Here is a 19,975-nt window from a genome sequence, read left to right on the forward strand (position 1 = left end):
AATATCCTTTTGGTAATACCATAGCAACTGTTGAAGTGATTTATACTAAAATAAACATAATTAAGGAATCTAATGTTTCTTGACATATGGCAGGTGACAGCTCCATTCTTAGTCTTTCTTTTGGGCTTATTTGCTGTTATATCTTTATCTAGGAGGTTTGGATCAAAAGATAAGCGAGCCTCACTGTTATATTTTTGGCACACTACTTTTACTTTTGTCTACTATTGGTTCACTATTAATGTCGGAGCTGACTCTTCTGTTTACTACGCAAAAGCGATCAGAGGTAACGTAGTTTTTGAGCCTGGTACAAACTTTATTGTCTACTTAGTTTCAATTCTAACAAACTATCTACATTTAAACATGATGGGTTGTTTTCTTGTTTTTAATTTAATAGGTAGTTTAGGGTTGATAATTCTTGACTCTATTATTCAACCCCTAGTTAGAAATCAACAAAAATCATTACGAGTTATAGCTACATTAGTGATATTTCTACCTTCTATTAGTTTTTGGTCTTCTGGAATAGGTAAAGATGGCATTTCATTTCTTGGAGCAGTATTAGCTCTGTGGTCGGCACTAGAGCTTAAAAAACGCATGGGTAGTATGAGTATAGCTATCCTTATGATGTTTTTGGTACGACCTCATATTGCCGGTATTATGATAATAGCTTTAGCAGTATCATTATTTTTTGATAAGAAAGTCAATATAATTATGAAGCTTGTATTAGCTTTTGTTACCATCGGAATATCAGCATTTCTAATTCCATATGCTCTTAATTATGCGGGAGTTAATGCTGGAAACTCTCCTGACGATATAGCAAGTTATATTGAAAGTCGTGAAGACGTTTATAAAAATACAGACAGTGGTATTACTCTTTCGGAATTAAGCTTTCCTATGAAGCTCTTTACCTATATGTTTAGACCCTTAATTTTCGAAGCACGCTCTATTACTCAGATTTTTTCTGCATTAGATAATTTGATATTACTATATCTTTTCATCTTTGGTGGTTACAAGATAATTAAAACTAAAAATCTGACTTCACTAGAAAACCGTAAATTCATGTGGGCATATGCAATTATAGCTTGGGTAATTTTGGCTTTAACTACGGGTAACTTAGGAATCGCTGTTCGACAGAAAATTATGGTGTTACCATTTTTTCTTTATATTTTTATTTCTGTTATGTCTAAAAATAAGAGATTTATTGATCATTATAAGTAAGTTTTATTAAGAGGTAAGTTCTCATATTTTGAATAGGAAGCAATATTTTGAAAGTCGTACATATAATTACTGGTGGAGAAGGAAGAGGAGGTGCTGAGGGAGCACTTCTTAGATTAATAAACGGTACCTCTAAAAAAGTCGAGCATATAGTTTATACGCTTTTAGACATGCCAGAATACAATAGTGATTTTAAAGAAGCTGATATAGTTATCCAATCACTTAATATCCGTAGCCTAAAATCATTTGCTATAAACCTATATAAATTAAGAAAAGAGATACTGGAATATGAGCCTGATATTATCCAGAGCTGGATGGGTCACTCCAACTTTCTCTTTGGGCTGCTTGGTAAAACTTGGGGAATTCCAGTTGTTTGGAATATTCGTCAAAGTAGAGTTACTAAAAAAGAGTTAGGCTCTAAAAATTATGCTTTAATGAAAGCAAGCGCTAAACTTTCTAAGCTTATACCATATAAAATAATAAACTGCTCATTAAAATCTATTGAGCTTCATAAACAAGCTGGATTCTACGATAATTTCGCATATATCCCTAACGGAATAAATATCAATAGTAGCGATCATAAATTAATTGAGCCACAAAAAAACAAAGAATTTACTGTTGGGCATGTTGGCCGCTATGACCCTGCAAAAAATCATGCATTGTTTATATCATCTTTCAATAGTTTCAATAAATACCGTACTGATTCTCGATGTATTATGGTAGGTACAGGCATAAGTTATGAAAATACAATATTTAAAAATAAATATGAGCATCTCATTAATGCTTCATTCACTTTTCTAGGTCAGATTGACAGTAGAGATGAGCTTTTCGATATTTATAAAAAAATGGATTGCTTGGTGTTAAGCAGTATTACCGAAGGCTTTCCAAATGTACTTATTGAGGCTATGAGCTTTGGTGTTCCTTGTATTAGTACAGATGTAGGGGATGCCCGCGAAATTATTGCAGATACAGGTTGGATTGTCCCCTCAGAGGATCAGAACGCATTAGAAAAAGCCCTAGAAGAAGCTTATCGCGAATATCTAGATTTCCCGGAGGATTGGGCCGCTCGAAGAGAGAAGGCTTACGAGAGAGTTATTGAAAATTACTCAGTAGAAAAAATGTGCGAGCGTTACATTGATGTCTGGAATGATGCAATAAACCAAACTACAAGAAAGAGGAGTCAGTAATGGACAAGGGTGTTTTTACCTTATCGCTTGACTGTGAGGGCCTATGGGGAGTTGCTGATCACTTAGGGGGTTCTACACAATGTATTAACCAAAGCAGCTTAAGTGAAGTATATACATATATTGAAGATGTGTTATCGCATCACTCTATCAAAGCGACTTATGCTTTTACTACTCTCTTTACGCAAGATGAAGCTGATATTCTAAAATATAAAGATATTATAAAATCTTATATCAATGAACAGGATGAGTGGTATAAGTACATTTATAGTGCACTGCAAAATGAAAGTTTAAACGGTTGGCTAGGAAGAGAGTTATATTTACAAGCTAAGCAAAATGGCCACGAAATTGCATGGCATGGATTTACTCATCATCCATTAGGTCAAACTACTAAAGAAAGTATTGTTGAATTTGAAATTGCAGAATCTCTCAAAATATTTGAAAAGGAAAGTATATCTGTAAACTCGTTAGTTTTCCCACGTAATGATGTAGGGCATTTAAAGCTCCTCAACAACTCAGGCTTCAATGTGTATAGAAAAGGTCTAATCGAGCAGTCTAGATTACACTCTAACAAATATTACAGAGTGCTTGATGAACTAAACATATTAAAACCTTCACAAAAATTCAAGCAATCTAAAAATAATCCTATGATAAGCTTGCCTGCAGGTTATTTTTTGAAATGGCCCAGTGGTGCAAAGAAATTTATACCTAGTGAAGTCACCTATAAACGATGGGATCATATATTAAGATCTGCTTCGCATAAGTCCGCTCAGGCACACATGTGGTTTCACCCTCATAATATGATTACGGCTCCTAAAATGCGCGACACGTTCGAAAGTATAATTAAAAACGTATCTACTAAAATTCAAAATGGTGAGCTTATCAACCTAACGATGGATGAGTGTAAAAGGTATTATAAATGAATAATAAATGGATAGATAATGAGCAAGACCTTCATTTGGTTAAGCAACTCTTTAATAACAATGATAGCCCTCGTACTCTACAACATTTGAAGTGGCAATATATAGAGAGCTATAGTCAGAAAGGCCGATTAATTTTAGGAGGCGTTGACCCAAGTCTAATAAATGGACTAACTGGTATATATGCTGTTTTTCAAAATAGATTTATGTCTAATGGAAAGGTAGTAACAGGGTCACAGTCTTTAGATACTTTAGTAGCACCTGAGGGCAGAGGAAAAGGTTTATTTAACAAGCTAGCCTCACAAGTTTATAAAGAAGCAGAAGATAGAAATATTGCATTTGTCTATGGATTTCCAAATGGAAACTCAGCCCACGGCTTCTTTAATAAATTGGACTGGATAAATTTAGATCCTATCCCTTTTCTGGTTTTACCGTTACGCTCGCATTATATCTTGTCAAAGCTTCCTATTATAAATAAAATTTCTAGCTTTTTACCTAATATTACTTATTTGAAAAGAATTAAGTATAAAGGTAATTTGAACATAGTTAAGAATATCGATATAGATTCTAATTATGATAAATTATGGCAAAATTTTTCAAAGAAAATTAATATAGGCTTAGTCAGAGATGCTGAATATATTAATTGGCGGCTCTCTCGGCCTGAAGAAGATTATCAGAACATTGCAATATGTAATAGTGCTGGTGAAATGCAAGCAATATGTATTTATTCATTGAAAGAAAAGCATGGTGGCTTAATAGGCTATATTATGGAGTTGATTTATCTTGAAGATAAATTAGGCTCTATAGTCTTAAATAAGGCTTTACAGCATTTAAAAAATAACAATTGTGATGCTGTCTTAGCTTGGAACTTTGATCATTCACCTAACCATGCTGCTTACAAAGCCAATGGGTTTTTATATCTCCCTGAAAAAGTGAGACCCATAGAATTGCACTTTGGTGTTAGGGTTTTTAATAAAGAGCTTAAAAATATTTTAAAAGATAGAAATAACTGGTACTTAAGCTATTTTGACTCTGACACTGTATAGGACCTCTTTAATATGAAATACCTAATCATAGCAAGCTACCCTGCTTCTATTTTAAAGTTCCGTGGTGCTTTAATTAAAGCCCTACAGGATAAAGGCTTTGAAATTCACATTGCTGCCCCTGAATTTGAGGTTTATCCAGAAGAGTGTGATAGTTTGATAGCATTAGGTTATACAGTGCATGACATACCTATGCAGCGTACAGGGACCAATCCGTTAAAAGACGCTAAAACCTTGTCTGCTTTATACTTATTAATGAAGAAAATTAAGCCTGATTATGTGCTTGGCTATACGATTAAACCTGTTATCTATGGTTCGCTCGCTGCTAAGCTTGCCCGTGTGCCGCATATTTTTGCGCTAATAACAGGGCTTGGCTACGCCTTTAGTGGGGCGGAAGAAAAAGGGTACAAAAAGTCCAATCTGCAAAAAGTGATGCATCAGCTGTATGCCGCAGCATTACTGACAGCGGATAAGGTGTTTTTCCAAAATCCTGATGATCAAGCGCTATTTAAAAAAATGGGTATTTTAAAACCATCAACACCTAGCACGGTGGTCAATGGCTCAGGTGTCAATGTATCAGAATATAGCGTTGCGCCATTGCCGACAGAAAATGGTGAGTCTGTGCCGCGCTTTTTGCTCATTGCGCGCTTGCTGGGTGCAAAAGGCGTGCGTGAGTATGCTCAGGCAGCAGCAATTATCAAGTCGCGTCACCTTAACGTGCAGTTTGACCTAGTAGGCTGGGTCGATGACAACCCTGATGCGATTGCGCAGCGTGAGCTGGATGCGTGGATTGATGATGGGCTGGTTAGTTTCTTAGGTAAGCTCAACGATGTAAAGCCTGCTATTGCAGACAGTTCGGTTTATGTGCTGCCATCCTATCGTGAGGGGACGCCGCGTACAGTGCTTGAGGCTATGGCAATGGGTCGTGCGGTTATCACTACCGATGCGCCTGGCTGTCGTGAGACAGTCGTAGACGGTCATAATGGTTATCTTGTGCCAGTCAAAGACGTCGATGCGCTAGCCGCAGCAATGGAAAAATTTATAACCGACCCTGACTTAATCACCAACATGGGCAGTGCAGCACGTCAGGTGGCTATGGATAAGTTTGATGTCAATGCGGTTAATCAGATGATGCTAACGGAGATGGGAATACAATGATAAAACGACTGTTTGATATTGCAGCAGCGTCCAGCGCGCTCGTGGTCTTAGCCCCTGTCTATGCAGTGACCGCTTATAAAGTAAAAAAGAATCTAGGCTCGCCTGTCTTATTTCGTCAAGTTCGTCCTGGTTTGCATGGTCAGCCATTTGAGATGCTCAAGTTTCGCTCGATGAAAGATGCTGTTGACGCTGAGGGCAATGTACTGCCTGATAGCGAGCGTCTAACAGATTTTGGTAAGCGTCTGCGTGATAGCAGCTTGGATGAGCTGCCTGAGCTTTGGAATGTCGTTAAAGGCGATATGAGTTTGGTTGGCCCGCGTCCCTTACTGATGGAATATTTGCCACTATACAATGATGAGCAAAAGCGCCGCCATGATGTGCGTCCTGGTATTACAGGGTATGCGCAGGTTAATGGGCGCAATGCGATTGGTTGGGATGAAAAGTTTGCGCTTGATACGTGGTATGTCGATAATCAGTCATTGTGGTTAGATATCAAGATATTACTTAAGACAGTAAAGAAAGTGGTTGTTAAAGATGGTATTAGTGCTGACGGCGAAGCGACAATGAGTAAGTTTATAGGAAGTAAATAGTTAATAATAACAAGGAAGTCGATATGCAGCAGTTAATCGGTATATATGGCGCTAGTGGTTTTGGCAGAGAGCTTTTACCTTTAGTGCGTGAGCAATATCCAGAAGCAAGTATTTGTTTTGTAGATGACGGATCACAAGACGAAGAGTTAAATGGTTATAAGATTTATAACTACAAAGCCTATTTAGGTTTAGCTCCTAAAGATAAAGCAGTGGTTATAGCCATTGCAGATAGTAGGATTCGAGAAATCTTAGTAGCTAAATGTAGTAAAGACAATATCGCTGTTTTGTCTGCAAAAGCATCTAATAGCATTGTATTAGATGCAGTCGAAATAGGAGAAGGTTCAGTACTATGTCATTTTACTCAACTGACTTCTAATATTAAAATCGGCAAACAGTTTCACGCTAATATCTATAGCTATATTGCTCATGATTGCGTCATCGGCGACTATGTGACCTTTGCCCCGCGCGTTAGCTGCAATGGCAATATTCATATTCACGACCATGCCTATATCGGCACGGGGGCAGTCATCAAACAAGGCACACCTGATAAACCCTTGATCATTGGTAAAGGCGCTATAGTCGGCATGGGTGCTGTGGTGACTAAAGACGTACCTGCCGGAGCCGTAGTAGTAGGTAATCCAGCACGACCTTTGAGTAAATAATTTGCTAAAACTAGCACACTATAAATCTTATGACTTATTATAAAAAATTGAGAACCTTATGCTAAACACTCCTTTCTCACCATGGCCCAGCTTTACTCAAGAAGAGGCGAACAAGGTCAGTGCTGTTTTATTGTCTAATAAAGTTAACTACTGGACAGGGCAAGAAGGGCGCGAATTTGAAAAAGAATTTGCAGCGTGGGCAGACAGCCAATACGCAGTAGCCGTTGCTAATGGCACACTGGCATTGGATGTGGCATTAAAAGCGCTGGATATAGGTGCAGGTGACGAAGTGATTGTCACGCCGCGCACTTTTATCGCCAGTATCTCTTGTGTGGTGAATGCAGGGGCGACCCCTGTGTTTGCCGATGTCGAGGCGGACACGGGCAATATCTCCCCTGAGACCATCAAAGCCGTATTGACCGATAAGACCAAAGCCGTCATTTGCGTGCATTTGGCTGGCTGGCCGTGCGATATGGATGGTATCATGGCATTGGCAGACGCGCATAATTTATACGTCATCGAAGATTGCGCGCAGGCACATGGCGCAACCTACAAAGGACGCAGTGTCGGCAGTATCGGTCACGTAGGCGCATGGAGCTTTTGTCAAGACAAAATCATGACCACAGGCGGTGAAGGCGGCATGGTCACCACCAATGATGAAAACTTGTGGCGCAAAATGTGGGCGTACAAAGACCATGGCAAAAGCTACGCTGCTGTCCATGAAACCGAGCACCCACCTGGTTACCGCTGGCTACATGAAAGCTTTGGTACCAACTGGCGTATGCCTGAGATGCAATCGGCAATCGGGCGTATTCAGCTGGCGCGAATGAGCGATTGGACACAAAAGCGCACGCAAAACGCGCAGGCAATTTTGGATGCGTGTACACGCTGGGCAGAAAAAGGCTATTTGTCTGTACCCCGCCTAGAAAACAGCGCCGATTTTGCAGATGCCAAACACGCTTACTATAAGCTTTATGTTTATGTAAAGCCTGAAAATCTCCCCGAAGGCTGGACACGAGATGCTATTATTGCAGCGATTAATGAGCAAGGCGTCCCGTGCTTTTCAGGCTCGGCGTCGGAAGTGTATTTAGAAAAAGCCTTTGATGATACAGGTCTGCGTCCAGAAATCAGGCTGCCAATAGCCAAACAATTGGGTGAAACCAGCTTGATGTTTTTGGTGCATCCAACCTTGACAGAAGCAGAGATTACGCAAACTGTTCAGGCTTTAGACAAAGTTCTTGCCCGTATCGATGCGGATGCTAAATAAATAATGATTCATTAAAACTTATCTATTCTGGATAAGTACACTTTATAAAGAGTAGATAATTATGTCTAAACAAAGAAAGTACAAGCAGCTGAGTGTGTTAGTAGGGCTGGGTATGATATCCATGCTGGCCTCAGCACAGAATTTGTATATGAATGATATGAAGCTCAAGTCAGAGCTAGAATGGTTAAATGCGCAAGGCGTCACTCACATTAGTACCAGTACATGGCCTTTAACTGCTAATGAAATTACTAAAGCAATCACCACGGCTCAGGTGAGTACTGACGCGCAGCAAAAAGTACTACAGTCAGTCCGTGCCACACTTGCTAAAAACCCCAACTCCTTGGTGAAGGCTGAAGTAGACGCTTATGTACAGACCGATCGTCAGCAGTTGCCGCAAACTTTTGCTGATGACCATTTAGCAGGGCAAGAGGTTTCAGCAGCGCTCAGTTTGAGTGAAGAAAATTGGGAAATGAAACTTCAAGCCAATCTAAAAAACGATAGTTTGCTCGAAGACAGTAACGACTTGAGTTTTGAAGGCTCATATATTGCTGGCTCTGCTGCCAATCAATGGTTGATTGCCGGTCAGATCCCGACATGGTGGGGCCCTGGTACTGACGGCAGTTTGATTCGTGGCGATGCCAGTCGTCCTGTTGCAGGTATCACCATGCAACGTGATGAGCAAAATGCACCAACATCGCCTTATCTTTCATGGGTTGGTCCATGGCAGTATCAATTATTTGCAGGTCAACTTGAAGATTATGATGCCGTACCAGATGCTAAGCTATTTGGTGCTCGTCTGACGGCCAGTCCTTTACCATGGCTAGAAGTTGGTGCGTCTCGAACCTTTATGTGGGGCGGGGAAGGTCGTCCAGAGAGTTTTAGCTCCTTTGGTGATGCTATTTTAGGCACTAAAGATAATGGTGACAATGGTGCGACGATTGGTGAAGACCCTGCTAATCAATTAGGTGGTTTTGATGCGCGTATGAATCTTGCGCCTTTGGTAAATATCCCAGCCACAGTATACGCACAATATGTGGGCGAAGATGAGGCGGGCGGGCTACCAGCGAAGAACATGTACCTTGCCGGTGCTGACTACGCTTCGGAAGCTTATGGTATGCCATATCAATTGTATACAGAATATGCAGACACACGTACTAGTGGTAAAGTCCGAGGCGTATCCTATGATCATAGTACATATACCGATGGTTACTACCAGCAAGGCTATCCACTCGGGCATTCTTTGGGCGGCGATGCAGAGAGCATATCAGTAGGTGGCAAGCTATGGCTAGATAGTCGAAACTTTGTCAATACAAAACTGCAATATGCTAAGGTTAATCAGTCAGGAGAGTTGGATCGTCGCACTGGAAAGTCTGATAACCAAGCCTTTCCAATGAAAGATAAACTGACCGCTATTGACATATCATGGGCGCATCAGTTGAATCCAAAAACTTTAGTGACATCTCGCTTATGGGGCGTAGACTCTGATACTCAGTCAAGTGATATTGGAGCAGGCGTTGGGCTAGAGTTTCAGACTTATTAGCCCAGGCCTATAGCGCCTAATAAATAACGTGAATACATGAGAGTCAAATGGTCTACTAAATGATAGTAGGCCACTTTTTTATTGTATCCCAATACACGCTAGGATTTTGCAGCGTACACAGGTACAATATTATTATCAGTCAAAGGTTGACGAAGCAAAAGACAGGCATGCAAAGTACTTGCACGCGCTGTCTTTATTTTTTTATATCGTATCCTCTATTGGAGTTACTATGTCTATTGCCCACGAGTCCGCCACCGTTTTGGACGGCAAAGCACTTGCCAAACAAATAGAACAGGATCTACGCACGCGCGTGGATGCGATCAAAGATAAAACGGGACGCACCCCAAGCTTAGCGACGATATTGGTTGGTGACGATCCAGCCTCTGCCACTTATGTCCGTATGAAAGGCAACGCTTGCAAGCGTGTTGGCATGGACTCTATACGTGTTGAGATGCCAAGCGCCACGACCACTGAGCAGCTCATGGCAAAGATAAATGAGCTAAACAGCAATCCAGACGTACACGGTATTTTGTTACAGCATCCTGTCCCTGAGCATATCGATGAACGTGCTTGCTTTGAGCAAATCGATTTGGCAAAAGACGTCGATGGTGTGACTTGTCTTGGTTTTGGTCGTATGGCGATGCAGCAATCCGCTTACGGCTCATGCACACCGCAAGGCATTATGCATCTATTAGAGCATCATAATATCGAGCTTGCGGGTTTGGAGGCTGTGGTCGTAGGACGTAGTGCTATTTTGGGTAAACCAATGGCAATGATGCTATTGAATGCGAACTGTACGGTGACTATCTGTCATTCAAGAACGCAAGACTTAGAGTCTCATATTAAGCGCGCCGATATTGTAGTTGGTGCTGTAGGTGTGCCTGAGCTGATCAAAGCCGCTTGGATCAAAAAAGGTGCGGTAGTTGTTGATGCTGGTTTCCATCCAACGGATAACGGCGGTGTTGGCGATATCGAAATGCAAGGCATGGAAAACATTGCTAGTGCGTATACACCAGTGCCAGGCGGTGTCGGCCCAATGACCATCAACACGCTTATTCGCCAGACAGTCGATGCGGCTGAAAAATCAGCAGGTTTGGGTATTAGCTAGAAAATAGCCAGGTGAGTGCTGATTGCCGATAGATAAAGGGGCCTGATTGATAGAGTCAGGCAAATCAACCACCTCTTCGTTGATAGGACCTAAAAATGGCTAAAAAAGATGTAGGTATTCATGAGCGACTACAAGGTATTGGTAGAGAGTTTGTCGATGTCTGTCATTACGTTATCTTATTTTTAATCAGCGTGGTGGTGGTCTGGACGGCAGGTAAAGAGTTTATCTATATTGTCCAAAAAGGCTCAGCGGATTTAAAAGATATTTTGATGCTATTCATTTATCTTGAGCTGCTGGCTATGATAGGGATTTACTTTAAAACCCATCGTCTGCCCGTACAGTTTTTGATATTTATTGCCATAACGGCTTTATCACGACATCTAGTGGTTGATGTGCAGGCAGTGTCAGATTATTTTCATCTATGGTTGCTGGCCACCATTTCTGTGGCAATCATGCTATTGAGTGGGGCTATTGTCATACTCACTTGGACGGCAAAAACATTTGGTCGCCCAGAAGACAATCTTGATAGACAGTATGCAAATTTAACGGTCAAGGCTATACTGCCTGATAATGCGCAAGATCCAGACAGCCATACCAAGCACCGCCGCGAATAATGATTGACGATCAGCATAAAAAAGGGCTACCAGTGGTAGCCCTTTTTTTGTGTATGAATGAGTTATCACAGCCATTTGAGTCGCTTAAAGTTGTAATATAAGAAGCTACAAAGAGCGATGATGATTATCATAATAATGAAGTACGCATACTTCCAATGGAGCTCGGGCATAAAGTCAAAGTTCATACCATAGATACCAGCGATAGCGGTTGGTACGGCAAGGATACCCGCCCACGCCGCAAGCTTACGTACGACTTCGTTCTGTCCCATATTGACCATGGCCATATAAGTGTTCATGACCACGCTTAGCATCTCATTAAGACCATTAATGGCATCCAATGAGTGCAGGAGATGATCGTTCACATCGCGAAAATATGGCTTGGCTGCTTGAGAAAACCCTGAGACTATCTCGCTTTTTTTATGATTGATAAAGAAGCTACAGATGTCTTGTACGGGTAGGATAATAGCGCGCATATGTACCAGCTGTGATTTGAGCTGATACAGATTTTTTAATGTGCCTTTATCAAATTCATAGGTGAAGACATAACGCTCTTGCTCACGCAAATATCGTCCCAATCGATCGGTGATCGGCATATAGTTATCAACGATAAAATCGAGTATGGCATGGAGTACAAATATCGGCCCCATGCGTAGCTTTTCTGGGCGACGATGACAGTGCTCGCGTACAGGCGCATAGGAGTTTGACGGACCATTACGAATCGTAATCAGGTAGTTTTTGCCCATAAATATCGCAGTCGTACCATAACGAATGACATTGTCTTCAAGCTTGGCGGTACGTATCACGACAAAGACCATATCATTGTCATAGTTTTCGACCTTGGCACGCTGGTGATCGGCAAACGCATCTTCAACCGCCAACTCATGCAGATCAAAAGCGTCTTTGACTTTTACCATGGTTTCTAGGCTGGGGTCGTAGAGACCGAGCCAAATAAACTGACCGTTATTGCTAAGAGCACGGCTCACATCAGTAAGGGCGATTTTGTCTAGATTTTCACCTGTTTTTCGCGAATACGCATAGCAATTAACCACTTCATCCTTACTTGATGAATCAATATCTTCATAACGCTCAGAGTCAGGATCGTAGACCGTCATGGTCTCGATGGTATCCTGAGTCGTGGCTTCAGCATCGCCGTAGATATAGCTGTCATCGTCATCTAGGTAGAGATGCCGATCATTCATATTGGCATAAATGTGGCTCATATTAGAGTCAGGTGCAATGTGAGCCGTTTTTTTGATTAATTGGTTGTTGTCGTTTTCCACACACCCTCCTGTCATATAATAAACAGATGCAAGAATCAAAACTTGTCTTAAGCAAAGCCATTATCATTTGGTCGCACTATCTATGAACAACCTTTTACAATGCATAGCTTTTTAGCGTGTCGATATCTACCAATGCCAGTAGGCTCTCGTGGCAAGCTTCTAGTTTTATCTGCGGGGCAATGTCAAAATCTAGTGCTTCGACCCAACGCAGGGCGCAGATACACCAGTAATCACCAGGCTTGAGACCGGCAAAGTTATATTCAGGTAGCGGGGTGATAAGGTCATTGCCACGACTGGCTGAGAAGTTTAAAAACTCGCTGGTCATCTTGGCACAGACGGTATGTTGACCAACATCATGGTTTCCCGTATGACAAAAGCCATTGCGATAATAGCCAGTGATAGGGTCGAAGCAACAGCTGGCAAGCGCTGTGCCTAAGACATTGGTTTGGTTGATGGCAGGGTTTGGGTGGTAATCAGATGACATAAGGCTTCCGAGATAAAAATATGTGTTAGTGTAACATGAGTCTGTCTGCATGGCGCTGTTCTTGCTGGGGCAATTCGCGCACGTTTTTGTCAAGTAATGCAAGCGCATAGCGGCTATTTCACGGGCGCTATTTGTTCAATACGAGCAGATAGCCGTCGCCGTAGCTACTGATACTCATGATGCCATGGACGATAATTAGATAGTAATTGTGCCCAATTGTCACTAGGCGAACCTTGAGTGCTATGCTAAACTAAAGCATAAAGTGCCTTGATTATTTATCTCTGTTTATTAGCGCATAAAGATACTCGTCTTATCATCCTAAATTATACTTATTACTCACCCTGTTGCGGTTACCTAGTTTGTTTATAAATAATTGGGTCAATGATGTTGTGTGTTAAAAACACAACGATACGATGTCAATGCCCTTATAAATACAACCTTTTAGTACCGCGTTTTTTGGTAAGCGATACGCCAAACAAGGATTTATTGTGTCTGTCAGTTCTGATTCTGCAAAACCTGCCCAGTTAAATGCAACAAAAAATGCGGCCACTCAGCCTGCCGATAGCGTTGCTAAACCTAATAGCATGCCCTACCTAAACCATTTTGCCAGCGATGTGGCCAACAGTTGGCTGTTGCCTGATGGCGTGGTGGATGTGTTGTTTGAAGACGCACATAAGCAAGAGGTGCTTAGGTACCAATTGACGCAGCAGCTGATCACTCATGGCTATCAGTTGGTCAATCCGCCGATGATTGAGTTTACTGAGTCACTGTTAAGTGACGCCTCAGAAGATTTGAAACGTCAGACGTTCAAGATCATCGATCAGCTGACGGGTCGTTTGATGGGCTTGCGTGCCGATATTACCCCGCAGATTTTGCGTATTGATGCGCATCACGGCGGTACAGGTATTGCGCGTTATTGCTATGCAGGCGATGTGATTCACACCTTGCCATCAGGACTGTTTGGTTCACGTACGCCCTTGCAGTTAGGCGCTGAGATATTTGGCTGCGCCGATTTGGCAGCCGATATCGAGCTGATTGATGTCTTGTTTGGGATGGTCAATACACTAGATATGAGCGCGGCACTGCATATTGACTTGGGTCATGTGGCGATATTTAAGCGTTTGGCTGAGATGGCTGCGCTATCTGACAGCGACGCTGAGCAATTGATGCATTTATATGCCAATAAAAACCTACCAGAGCTCAAACGCATTTGCCAAGCATTGCCGATGGGCGATGACTTTTATGCCTTAGCGCGTTTTGGTCACGATATCGATAATTTGCTGACCAAGCTCTCTACTGCCGCACAGCAAGATGAACAGATATCTACGGCTATCGATGAGCTACAGCGCCTAAAAACGCACCTAAAAACGCAGTGGCAGTGTCCGGTGAGTATCGATGTGACTGAGCTATCAGGCTATCACTATCATACTGGCATTGTCTTTAATGGCTATATCAATAGCGAGACGCAGCCGCTGGTACGCGGCGGGCGTTTTGATGGTATGCAAAGCGGTGGCCATCTGTCCGCCAGCCAGCCACGTGAAGCCACAGGATTTAGTATGGATGTCAGCCGCTTGCTGGCGCACACGCAGCTTGAAGCGCCAAGTATCGTGCTGATCGATTATCAAGCCGCCACTCAAGCAAGCCCCGAGCAGCGACAAACCTTGCTCCAGCAGGCCACCAGCTTACGCGAGCAGGGCTACCGTGTCACCATGCCACTAAACGCGGACGATCGTCCCGATGGCGTGACACATCGTTTGGGTTTTGCTGACAATCAATGGCAACTACAAACTATCTAGCTTAACTAGATTCAGTTTGGCTGACTTATAGGTATATTTACAGTGGCATCGCCGCTTGGATAAAGACTTTAAGATAAAACATACTTGGTTTGGCTCGGCAATGATAAGCGCACTGAGCACAAGCATCAAACACTGCTAACATCACGTTAGTTTTGCAACCGTTATTGCACACACCTCAATACATAAAGGTAAGGATTGATCATGGGTAAGAATGTCGTAGTTTTGGGTAGCCAATGGGGCGATGAAGGTAAGGGTAAAATCGTTGATTTACTTACCGAAAAAGCCTCAGCCGTTGCTCGTTTTCAAGGCGGTCACAACGCTGGGCACACACTGGTTGTCGATGGCAAAACCACCGTCCTACATTTGATCCCATCTGGTATCTTGCGCGAAGGCGTCACCTGCTTCATCGGTAACGGTGTGGTACTAGCGCCAGATGCCCTACTAAAAGAGATAAAAGATCTAGAAGCCAACAACGTACCAGTACGCGAGCGTCTACGTATCTCGCCAAACTGCCCACTCATCATGCCATATCACGTGGCACTTGACCAAGCACGCGAAGCCAAACGCGGTACAGGCAAAATCGGTACCACAGGTCGCGGCATTGGCCCTGCGTATGAGGACAAAGTGGCGCGCCGTGCCATTAAGCTTGCTGACTTGTTCCGTGATGATTTAGAAGAAAAACTACGTAACCTAATCGAATATCACAACTTCCAACTGACACAGTATTATAAAGTCGATGCCATCGATTTTGATGAGACCTTTAAACTGTGCCAAGAGTGGCGCGAAGAGATCAAAGGCATGGTTACTGATGTGACCGAAGACCTCAATCAATTGCGCCTTTCTGGCAAAAACCTAATGTTTGAGGGTGCACAAGGCACGCTACTTGATATCGACCACGGTACCTATCCGTTTGTGACCAGCTCTAGCGTCACTGCGGGCGGTGTATCGACTGGTACAGGTATCGGTCCCTTGTATTTAGACTATGTATTGGGTATTACTAAAGCTTACACTACGCGTGTTGGTAGTGGTCCATTCCCAACTGAATTGTTTGATGATGTTGGTGCTCATTTGGCCAAAGTCGGTCATGAGTTTGGTGCAACCACCGGCCGCGCGCGTCGCTGTGGTTGGTTTGATGCTGAATCATTACGCCGTGCCGTGGTACTAAACTCTATGTCAGGTATCTGTCTAACCAAGCTTGACGTATTAGACGGTCTAGAAGAACTGCTAATCGGTGTCGGTTATAACTTACCTGAGACGGAGTGTGCAGGCGCACATGATGCTGAATTCTATGAGTCAGTCACGCCTAAGTACGAAACCCTACAAGGCTGGAGTGAATCAACCGTTGGTATCACAAGCTATGATGACCTACCAGAAAACGCTAAAATTTACATCAAACGTATCGAAGAGCTGATTGGTTGCCCAGTTGATATTATCTCAACCGGTCCTGACCGTGAAGAAACGATTGTATTACGCGATCCGTATGATGCGTAGATAGTGTTTTTAGCTACATAAAAAAGCCCCATTGCTCAGCATTGGGGCTTTTTAGTAGCAATAAATCATAAATATTTGAGAAATGAGCGGTAAGTTTTGGCTTTATGCAAGCGACTTTCCTAAACTGATGATAGTATTTATAGCGTCAATCATTATATTGACATACTTCCACCACTTTCGCCAAGCTCAAGTGGGGAATTCTAAAAACATAAGCTCTTAGGTGACTTTCTCACGAAGGTCACAAGTTTTCTGTTTCAAAGGGCGACCTTTAACGCATCCTCCCTCCGCAGACAAAACGGCATGTCCTGCCGCTAATATATTACGAGCCGCATTAACATCTGCGTTCGTAACATACCTGCATTCGACGCACTCAAAGTTTGCTTGAGTGCGTCTATTTTCCTTGGCAATATGCTTGCATTCAAAGCAGGTTTGGCTGGTGTAACGTGGGTTTACCTTAATGAGCAACCGTTCCAAAAATCTTACTCAAACCTAGCCAATATTGACTATTAGATAGGTTTGACGTTTTCTTTCTGCTTCATTGTCACGCGCTATTTCTCATTTGAGATTTAGACTGACCACGACTCCACAGACTTTTTTAATTGGCGATGGAACTCACCGTCCAATAAACAGGATTATGCAGCTGTTAAAATAACAGTCGCGTTATTTAAAATATTGATGCTGGCGTTGAGGTCACGGTCATGAGAAACCTGACAGTTAGGGCACAACCACTCACGCATTTTCAATGTTAGCTCATCTTTACCAAGGATATGATTGCAGTTTGAACAGGTTTTTGAGCTTGGGTAGAAGGGTCCGACTGATTTCACAACCTTGCCTTGCTCAGTGGCTTTGTAGATAAGCTGTCGCTTAAACTCAAAGAAACCCAAGTCACTGATAGCTCTTGATAGCCGCCTGTTCTTAACCATACCTTTGACATTCAAATCCTCAATCGCAATCACATCGAACTCATTAACCAGACTTGTTGTGATTTGATGGAGAGAATCTTGCCTAATACACCTGATCTTATAGTGCAAACGAGAGAGCTTGGTTTTCGCTTTTTCTCTGTTTTTACTGCCTTTTTTAGTGCGACTGAGCGCTTTGTTTAGCGTTCTTAGTTTTTTAAGGTTTGCTTGAAGTGGTTTTGGCGCTTTAATTTTAGTGCCGTCTGATAAAACCAGTAAGTCGGTAATACCAAGATCAACACCAACGCTTTTACCTGTCTTTTTAGTAGGAATTACAGCTTTTTGTATTTCAACAGCCACACTAACAAACCACTTACCGCCACGTTTAGAGATGGTGGCTGACATGATCTTGCCGTCAAAACGTAAAGCTTCTTTTAAGCGAACCCAGCCCAAGTTTGGGATACGAATGGATTTACCTTTAATGGCAAATTGGTCGTTGGATAAACTGAATCTATCGTCACGGCCTTTTTTACGAGCGGTTGGGTATTTCGCTAAGCCTTTAAAGAAGTTGTTATAAGCATCACCCAACTGCATGATTGCCGCCTGCGGAGCGCATTTGGTCACTTCCAGCATATAGGGGAATAATTCACGCTTAATGGCGTTCAATTCGCGTCTGAGCTTCGCCTGTGAGGGCTTGTTTAGATTTTTAGTATCAACCTCAACGCCTGCGGCCAAACACGCATCACGGTACGCTTTGTCAAGCGCATACTGCCGCTGCCACTCATGCAAAGCCCAGTTGTAGGCTTTTCTCGCCACGCCACAAGCACGAGCAAGGTGATTTGCCTGTACGTTGTTTGGCTTGAGTTCGATAATGTGTCCACGGATCATAATGCTTTTTTAACCGCCTCTATTAATTGTTGGTTTTTCTTGCTGCAAGAGCCGTATAGCCTCGCTGAAAATACGGTGATAATCTCCAATAAATCTTGGGCTAATTCTTGCTCAAAACTCAACTCTTCACCTTGATTGATTATTACCACTTCAACGTCACGAGCCTCACACAACATGAAAACCAGTTCTGCACCAAATCGTAAAAGCCTGTCTTGATGGGTAATTACCAGCCGTTCAACTTTATTGCTCAGTATGTCATCAAGCAGGTCTTTTAAGCCTTTCTTTTTATAATTCATTCCACTACCAAGATCGGTAATCGTCTCAAAAGTCCAGCCTTGCCTGGCACAATAAAGTTCCAAAACTTGAGACTGGCGAAGTAAGTCGTCTTTTTGATCACGACTCGACACACGAGCATAAGCAATGGTTTTTCGGTCTAATTTAGGTGGTGTATTCAAGGAATGCGGTCTGATTTCACTTAAATCATATCGCCTATGCCCGTTTTCGGTTCGCTTGGCGACTAACGTACCATCCTCATCCCAACGTCTTAATGTGGATTGAGCAACCCCGAAATGTTTGGCAGCCTCCCCAATACTAACCAGTTTCCCCATAACTTGCTCTCTATATTATAGATATAATCTATCTATCATAGTAATAAATAGGTAGGTTTGTATATATTTTATTTAACTGTTTGCAACCCGCCTTGCCATTGTTGCTTGTACTCAAGCATATTAACCATCATGCCCCAGCCTTGATCTAAGATTGATTTGTTTAATGCTGATTTAGCTTTGACATGCCGACCTTTTTTCTCCATCGTACCGCTAGCTGATCTCGACATATTGGCGACTTTTAAATCTTCACAGGCAATCATGGCGTGGTTTTTGCTGATTGTGGTGGTGATTTTATGCAAGTAGTCATGGCGAATATTGGCGATGTGATTGTGTAATTTTTGAATCTTACGGTTTTGCCTTTTCCAGTTTTCACTGAATTTTACTTTCTTACTTAATTGACGCTGCAATTTGGCAAGTTTAATTTGATTGGCTTTAAAGCTGTTTTTGGGTTTGATGTATTGACCGTCTGAGGTGGTAATGAGTTTAGTGATACCTAAATCAATACCTATGGCGCTTTTGGAGGGGTGAGTTGGGTTCTCAGATAATGCTCGCTCAGTGCCAAACGACACGTACCAGTGACCTGATTTCTTGCTGATGGTGACGTTTTTAATGGTGCCGATGATATCTTGTGATTTTTTAAATTTTACAAAGCCCACGCCATTAGGTAGTTTGACGCGATTACCTTCAACACGGCAATATTTATCAAACTGAACAAGCCTGATTGAGTCGCAGCCATCGGATTTACGTTTAAATCTTGGCATCAGTTGTCGTAGTTGAATCTCTGTGCCATCACTTAGCTTAAAAAACTTGGGTTTTCGGAACTTCTTTTTGTTTTCTTTGAGCCTAGCATGAACTTTAGGGTCGAAAAATCGTGACCAAGCAGAGGCAAGATCACGTACTTTTTGTTGTAAAGACACAGCATTGGCATAGGTTCTTAAGAAGTCAAAATCAGGATTGTTCTTTAGAACCATGATTTTATTAACCAAGTTGGTGGCATTAATAAATTCATTTTTGGCAAACATCTCAAATGAGATCGCTAGCATTTGATTCCAAACAAAGCGTGCAGAGCAACAGATTATTTAGAATAATCTGTTGCTCTGCATTAGGCTCAAGCCTAAATTTATACGCTTTGTTGATTTTCATAACGCCGATTCATTTTTTTTGATATAATATAAACTCTAAAGTTTACAATAATTTATTTCAATATATTATTTGTGTAAAGATATAATAT

Annotated in this window: 17 protein-coding genes and 2 pseudogenes; 13 read left to right on the top strand and 6 right to left on the bottom strand. The window is 42.1% G+C overall.

Features of this window, described 5'->3' with window-relative positions; genetic code table 11:
* Nucleotides 1–72: 72 nt before the first annotated feature.
* The 11 genes from CUR83_RS04370 to CUR83_RS04420 all read left to right on the top strand — a co-directional run bounded on the left by CUR83_RS04370 (nucleotide 73) and on the right by CUR83_RS04420 (nucleotide 11,298).
* Complete coding sequence (locus CUR83_RS04370; RefSeq protein WP_284719160.1) at nucleotides 73–1,215, top strand: hypothetical protein; 1,143 nt, start codon at nucleotides 73–75, stop codon at nucleotides 1,213–1,215.
* A gap of 47 nt (nucleotides 1,216–1,262) precedes the next feature.
* The gene (locus tag CUR83_RS04375) at nucleotides 1,263–2,399 is read left to right on the top strand and encodes a glycosyltransferase (RefSeq protein ID WP_284719161.1); all 1,137 of its coding nucleotides are present in this window, start codon (nucleotides 1,263–1,265) and stop codon (nucleotides 2,397–2,399) included.
* Nucleotides 2,399–3,319 carry a polysaccharide deacetylase family protein gene (locus CUR83_RS04380; protein WP_284719162.1) on the top strand — a complete coding sequence of 307 codons (921 nt, stop codon included), beginning with the start codon at nucleotides 2,399–2,401 and terminating at the stop codon, nucleotides 3,317–3,319. The genes CUR83_RS04375 and CUR83_RS04380 overlap by 1 nt, the downstream gene beginning before the upstream one ends.
* A complete protein-coding gene (locus CUR83_RS04385; RefSeq protein ID WP_284719163.1) occupies nucleotides 3,316–4,362 on the top strand; it encodes a GNAT family N-acetyltransferase in 1,047 nt (348 codons plus the stop codon). Before CUR83_RS04380 ends, CUR83_RS04385 begins: the two co-directional genes overlap by 4 nt.
* Before the next feature lie 12 nt (nucleotides 4,363–4,374).
* The gene (locus CUR83_RS04390; protein ID WP_284719164.1) at nucleotides 4,375–5,517 is read left to right on the top strand and encodes a glycosyltransferase family 4 protein; all 1,143 of its coding nucleotides are present in this window, start codon (nucleotides 4,375–4,377) and stop codon (nucleotides 5,515–5,517) included.
* Nucleotides 5,514–6,107 (top strand): sugar transferase, encoded by a 594-nt coding sequence (locus CUR83_RS04395; RefSeq protein WP_284719165.1) that lies wholly within the window; start codon nucleotides 5,514–5,516, stop codon nucleotides 6,105–6,107. Before CUR83_RS04390 ends, CUR83_RS04395 begins: the two co-directional genes overlap by 4 nt.
* Nucleotides 6,108–6,130: 23 nt before the next feature.
* Nucleotides 6,131–6,769: an acetyltransferase gene (locus CUR83_RS04400; protein ID WP_284719166.1), complete on the top strand. Its 639-nt coding sequence runs from the start codon at nucleotides 6,131–6,133 to the stop codon at nucleotides 6,767–6,769.
* Nucleotides 6,770–6,827: 58 nt separating this feature from the next.
* Entirely contained in the window at nucleotides 6,828–8,036 is a 1,209-nt protein-coding gene (locus tag CUR83_RS04405; RefSeq protein ID WP_284719167.1) for a DegT/DnrJ/EryC1/StrS family aminotransferase, read from the top strand.
* Between the two features lie 61 nt (nucleotides 8,037–8,097).
* On the top strand, nucleotides 8,098–9,576 hold the full coding sequence (locus CUR83_RS04410) for a capsule assembly Wzi family protein (protein ID WP_284719168.1): 1,479 nt from the start codon (nucleotides 8,098–8,100) through the stop codon (nucleotides 9,574–9,576).
* A gap of 229 nt (nucleotides 9,577–9,805) precedes the next feature.
* The gene (gene folD, locus CUR83_RS04415; protein ID WP_284719169.1) at nucleotides 9,806–10,684 is read left to right on the top strand and encodes a bifunctional methylenetetrahydrofolate dehydrogenase/methenyltetrahydrofolate cyclohydrolase FolD; all 879 of its coding nucleotides are present in this window, start codon (nucleotides 9,806–9,808) and stop codon (nucleotides 10,682–10,684) included.
* Between the two features lie 95 nt (nucleotides 10,685–10,779).
* On the top strand, nucleotides 10,780–11,298 hold the full coding sequence (locus CUR83_RS04420) for a phosphate-starvation-inducible protein PsiE (protein ID WP_240365313.1): 519 nt from the start codon (nucleotides 10,780–10,782) through the stop codon (nucleotides 11,296–11,298).
* Between the two features lie 65 nt (nucleotides 11,299–11,363).
* On the opposite strand, the gene corA is transcribed toward CUR83_RS04420, so the two are convergent.
* Nucleotides 11,364–12,518 carry a magnesium/cobalt transporter CorA gene (corA, locus tag CUR83_RS04425; protein WP_425301322.1) on the bottom strand — a complete coding sequence of 385 codons (1,155 nt, stop codon included), beginning with the start codon at nucleotides 12,516–12,518 and terminating at the stop codon, nucleotides 11,364–11,366.
* A 154-nt stretch (nucleotides 12,519–12,672) separates the two neighbouring features.
* Complete coding sequence (locus tag CUR83_RS04430) at nucleotides 12,673–13,062, bottom strand: DUF2237 family protein (RefSeq protein ID WP_058024362.1); 390 nt, start codon at nucleotides 13,060–13,062, stop codon at nucleotides 12,673–12,675.
* Nucleotides 13,063–13,550: 488 nt separating this feature from the next.
* On the opposite strand from CUR83_RS04430, the gene CUR83_RS04435 reads away from it, so the two are divergent.
* Together CUR83_RS04435 and CUR83_RS04440 are read left to right on the top strand one after the other, a co-directional pair.
* Nucleotides 13,551–14,858, top strand: a complete 1,308-nt coding sequence (locus CUR83_RS04435; RefSeq protein ID WP_284719171.1) for an ATP phosphoribosyltransferase regulatory subunit — start codon at nucleotides 13,551–13,553, stop codon at nucleotides 14,856–14,858.
* Nucleotides 14,859–15,059: 201 nt separating this feature from the next.
* Nucleotides 15,060–16,349, top strand: a complete 1,290-nt coding sequence (locus tag CUR83_RS04440; protein WP_284719172.1) for an adenylosuccinate synthase — start codon at nucleotides 15,060–15,062, stop codon at nucleotides 16,347–16,349.
* A 216-nt stretch (nucleotides 16,350–16,565) separates the two neighbouring features.
* On the opposite strand, the pseudogene CUR83_RS04445 reads toward CUR83_RS04440, so the two are convergent.
* The 4 genes and pseudogenes from CUR83_RS04445 to CUR83_RS04460 all read right to left on the bottom strand — a co-directional run.
* Nucleotides 16,566–16,814: pseudogene (locus tag CUR83_RS04445) on the bottom strand (zinc ribbon domain-containing protein); the annotation flags it as partial.
* A 167-nt stretch (nucleotides 16,815–16,981) separates the two neighbouring features.
* Nucleotides 16,982–18,136: an RNA-guided endonuclease InsQ/TnpB family protein gene (locus CUR83_RS04450; protein ID WP_093071385.1), complete on the bottom strand. Its 1,155-nt coding sequence runs from the start codon at nucleotides 18,134–18,136 to the stop codon at nucleotides 16,982–16,984.
* Nucleotides 18,133–18,744: an IS607 family transposase gene (locus CUR83_RS04455; RefSeq protein ID WP_058025651.1), complete on the bottom strand. Its 612-nt coding sequence runs from the start codon at nucleotides 18,742–18,744 to the stop codon at nucleotides 18,133–18,135. Before CUR83_RS04455 ends, CUR83_RS04450 begins: the two co-directional genes overlap by 4 nt.
* Before the next feature lie 83 nt (nucleotides 18,745–18,827).
* Nucleotides 18,828–19,887: pseudogene (locus tag CUR83_RS04460) on the bottom strand (RNA-guided endonuclease InsQ/TnpB family protein); the annotation flags it as partial.
* Nucleotides 19,888–19,975: the final 88 nt, after the last annotated feature.

It is taken from the genome of Psychrobacter pocilloporae (genome assembly GCF_029872915.1).
Classification (GTDB): Bacteria; Pseudomonadota; Gammaproteobacteria; order Pseudomonadales; family Moraxellaceae; genus Psychrobacter; species Psychrobacter pacificensis.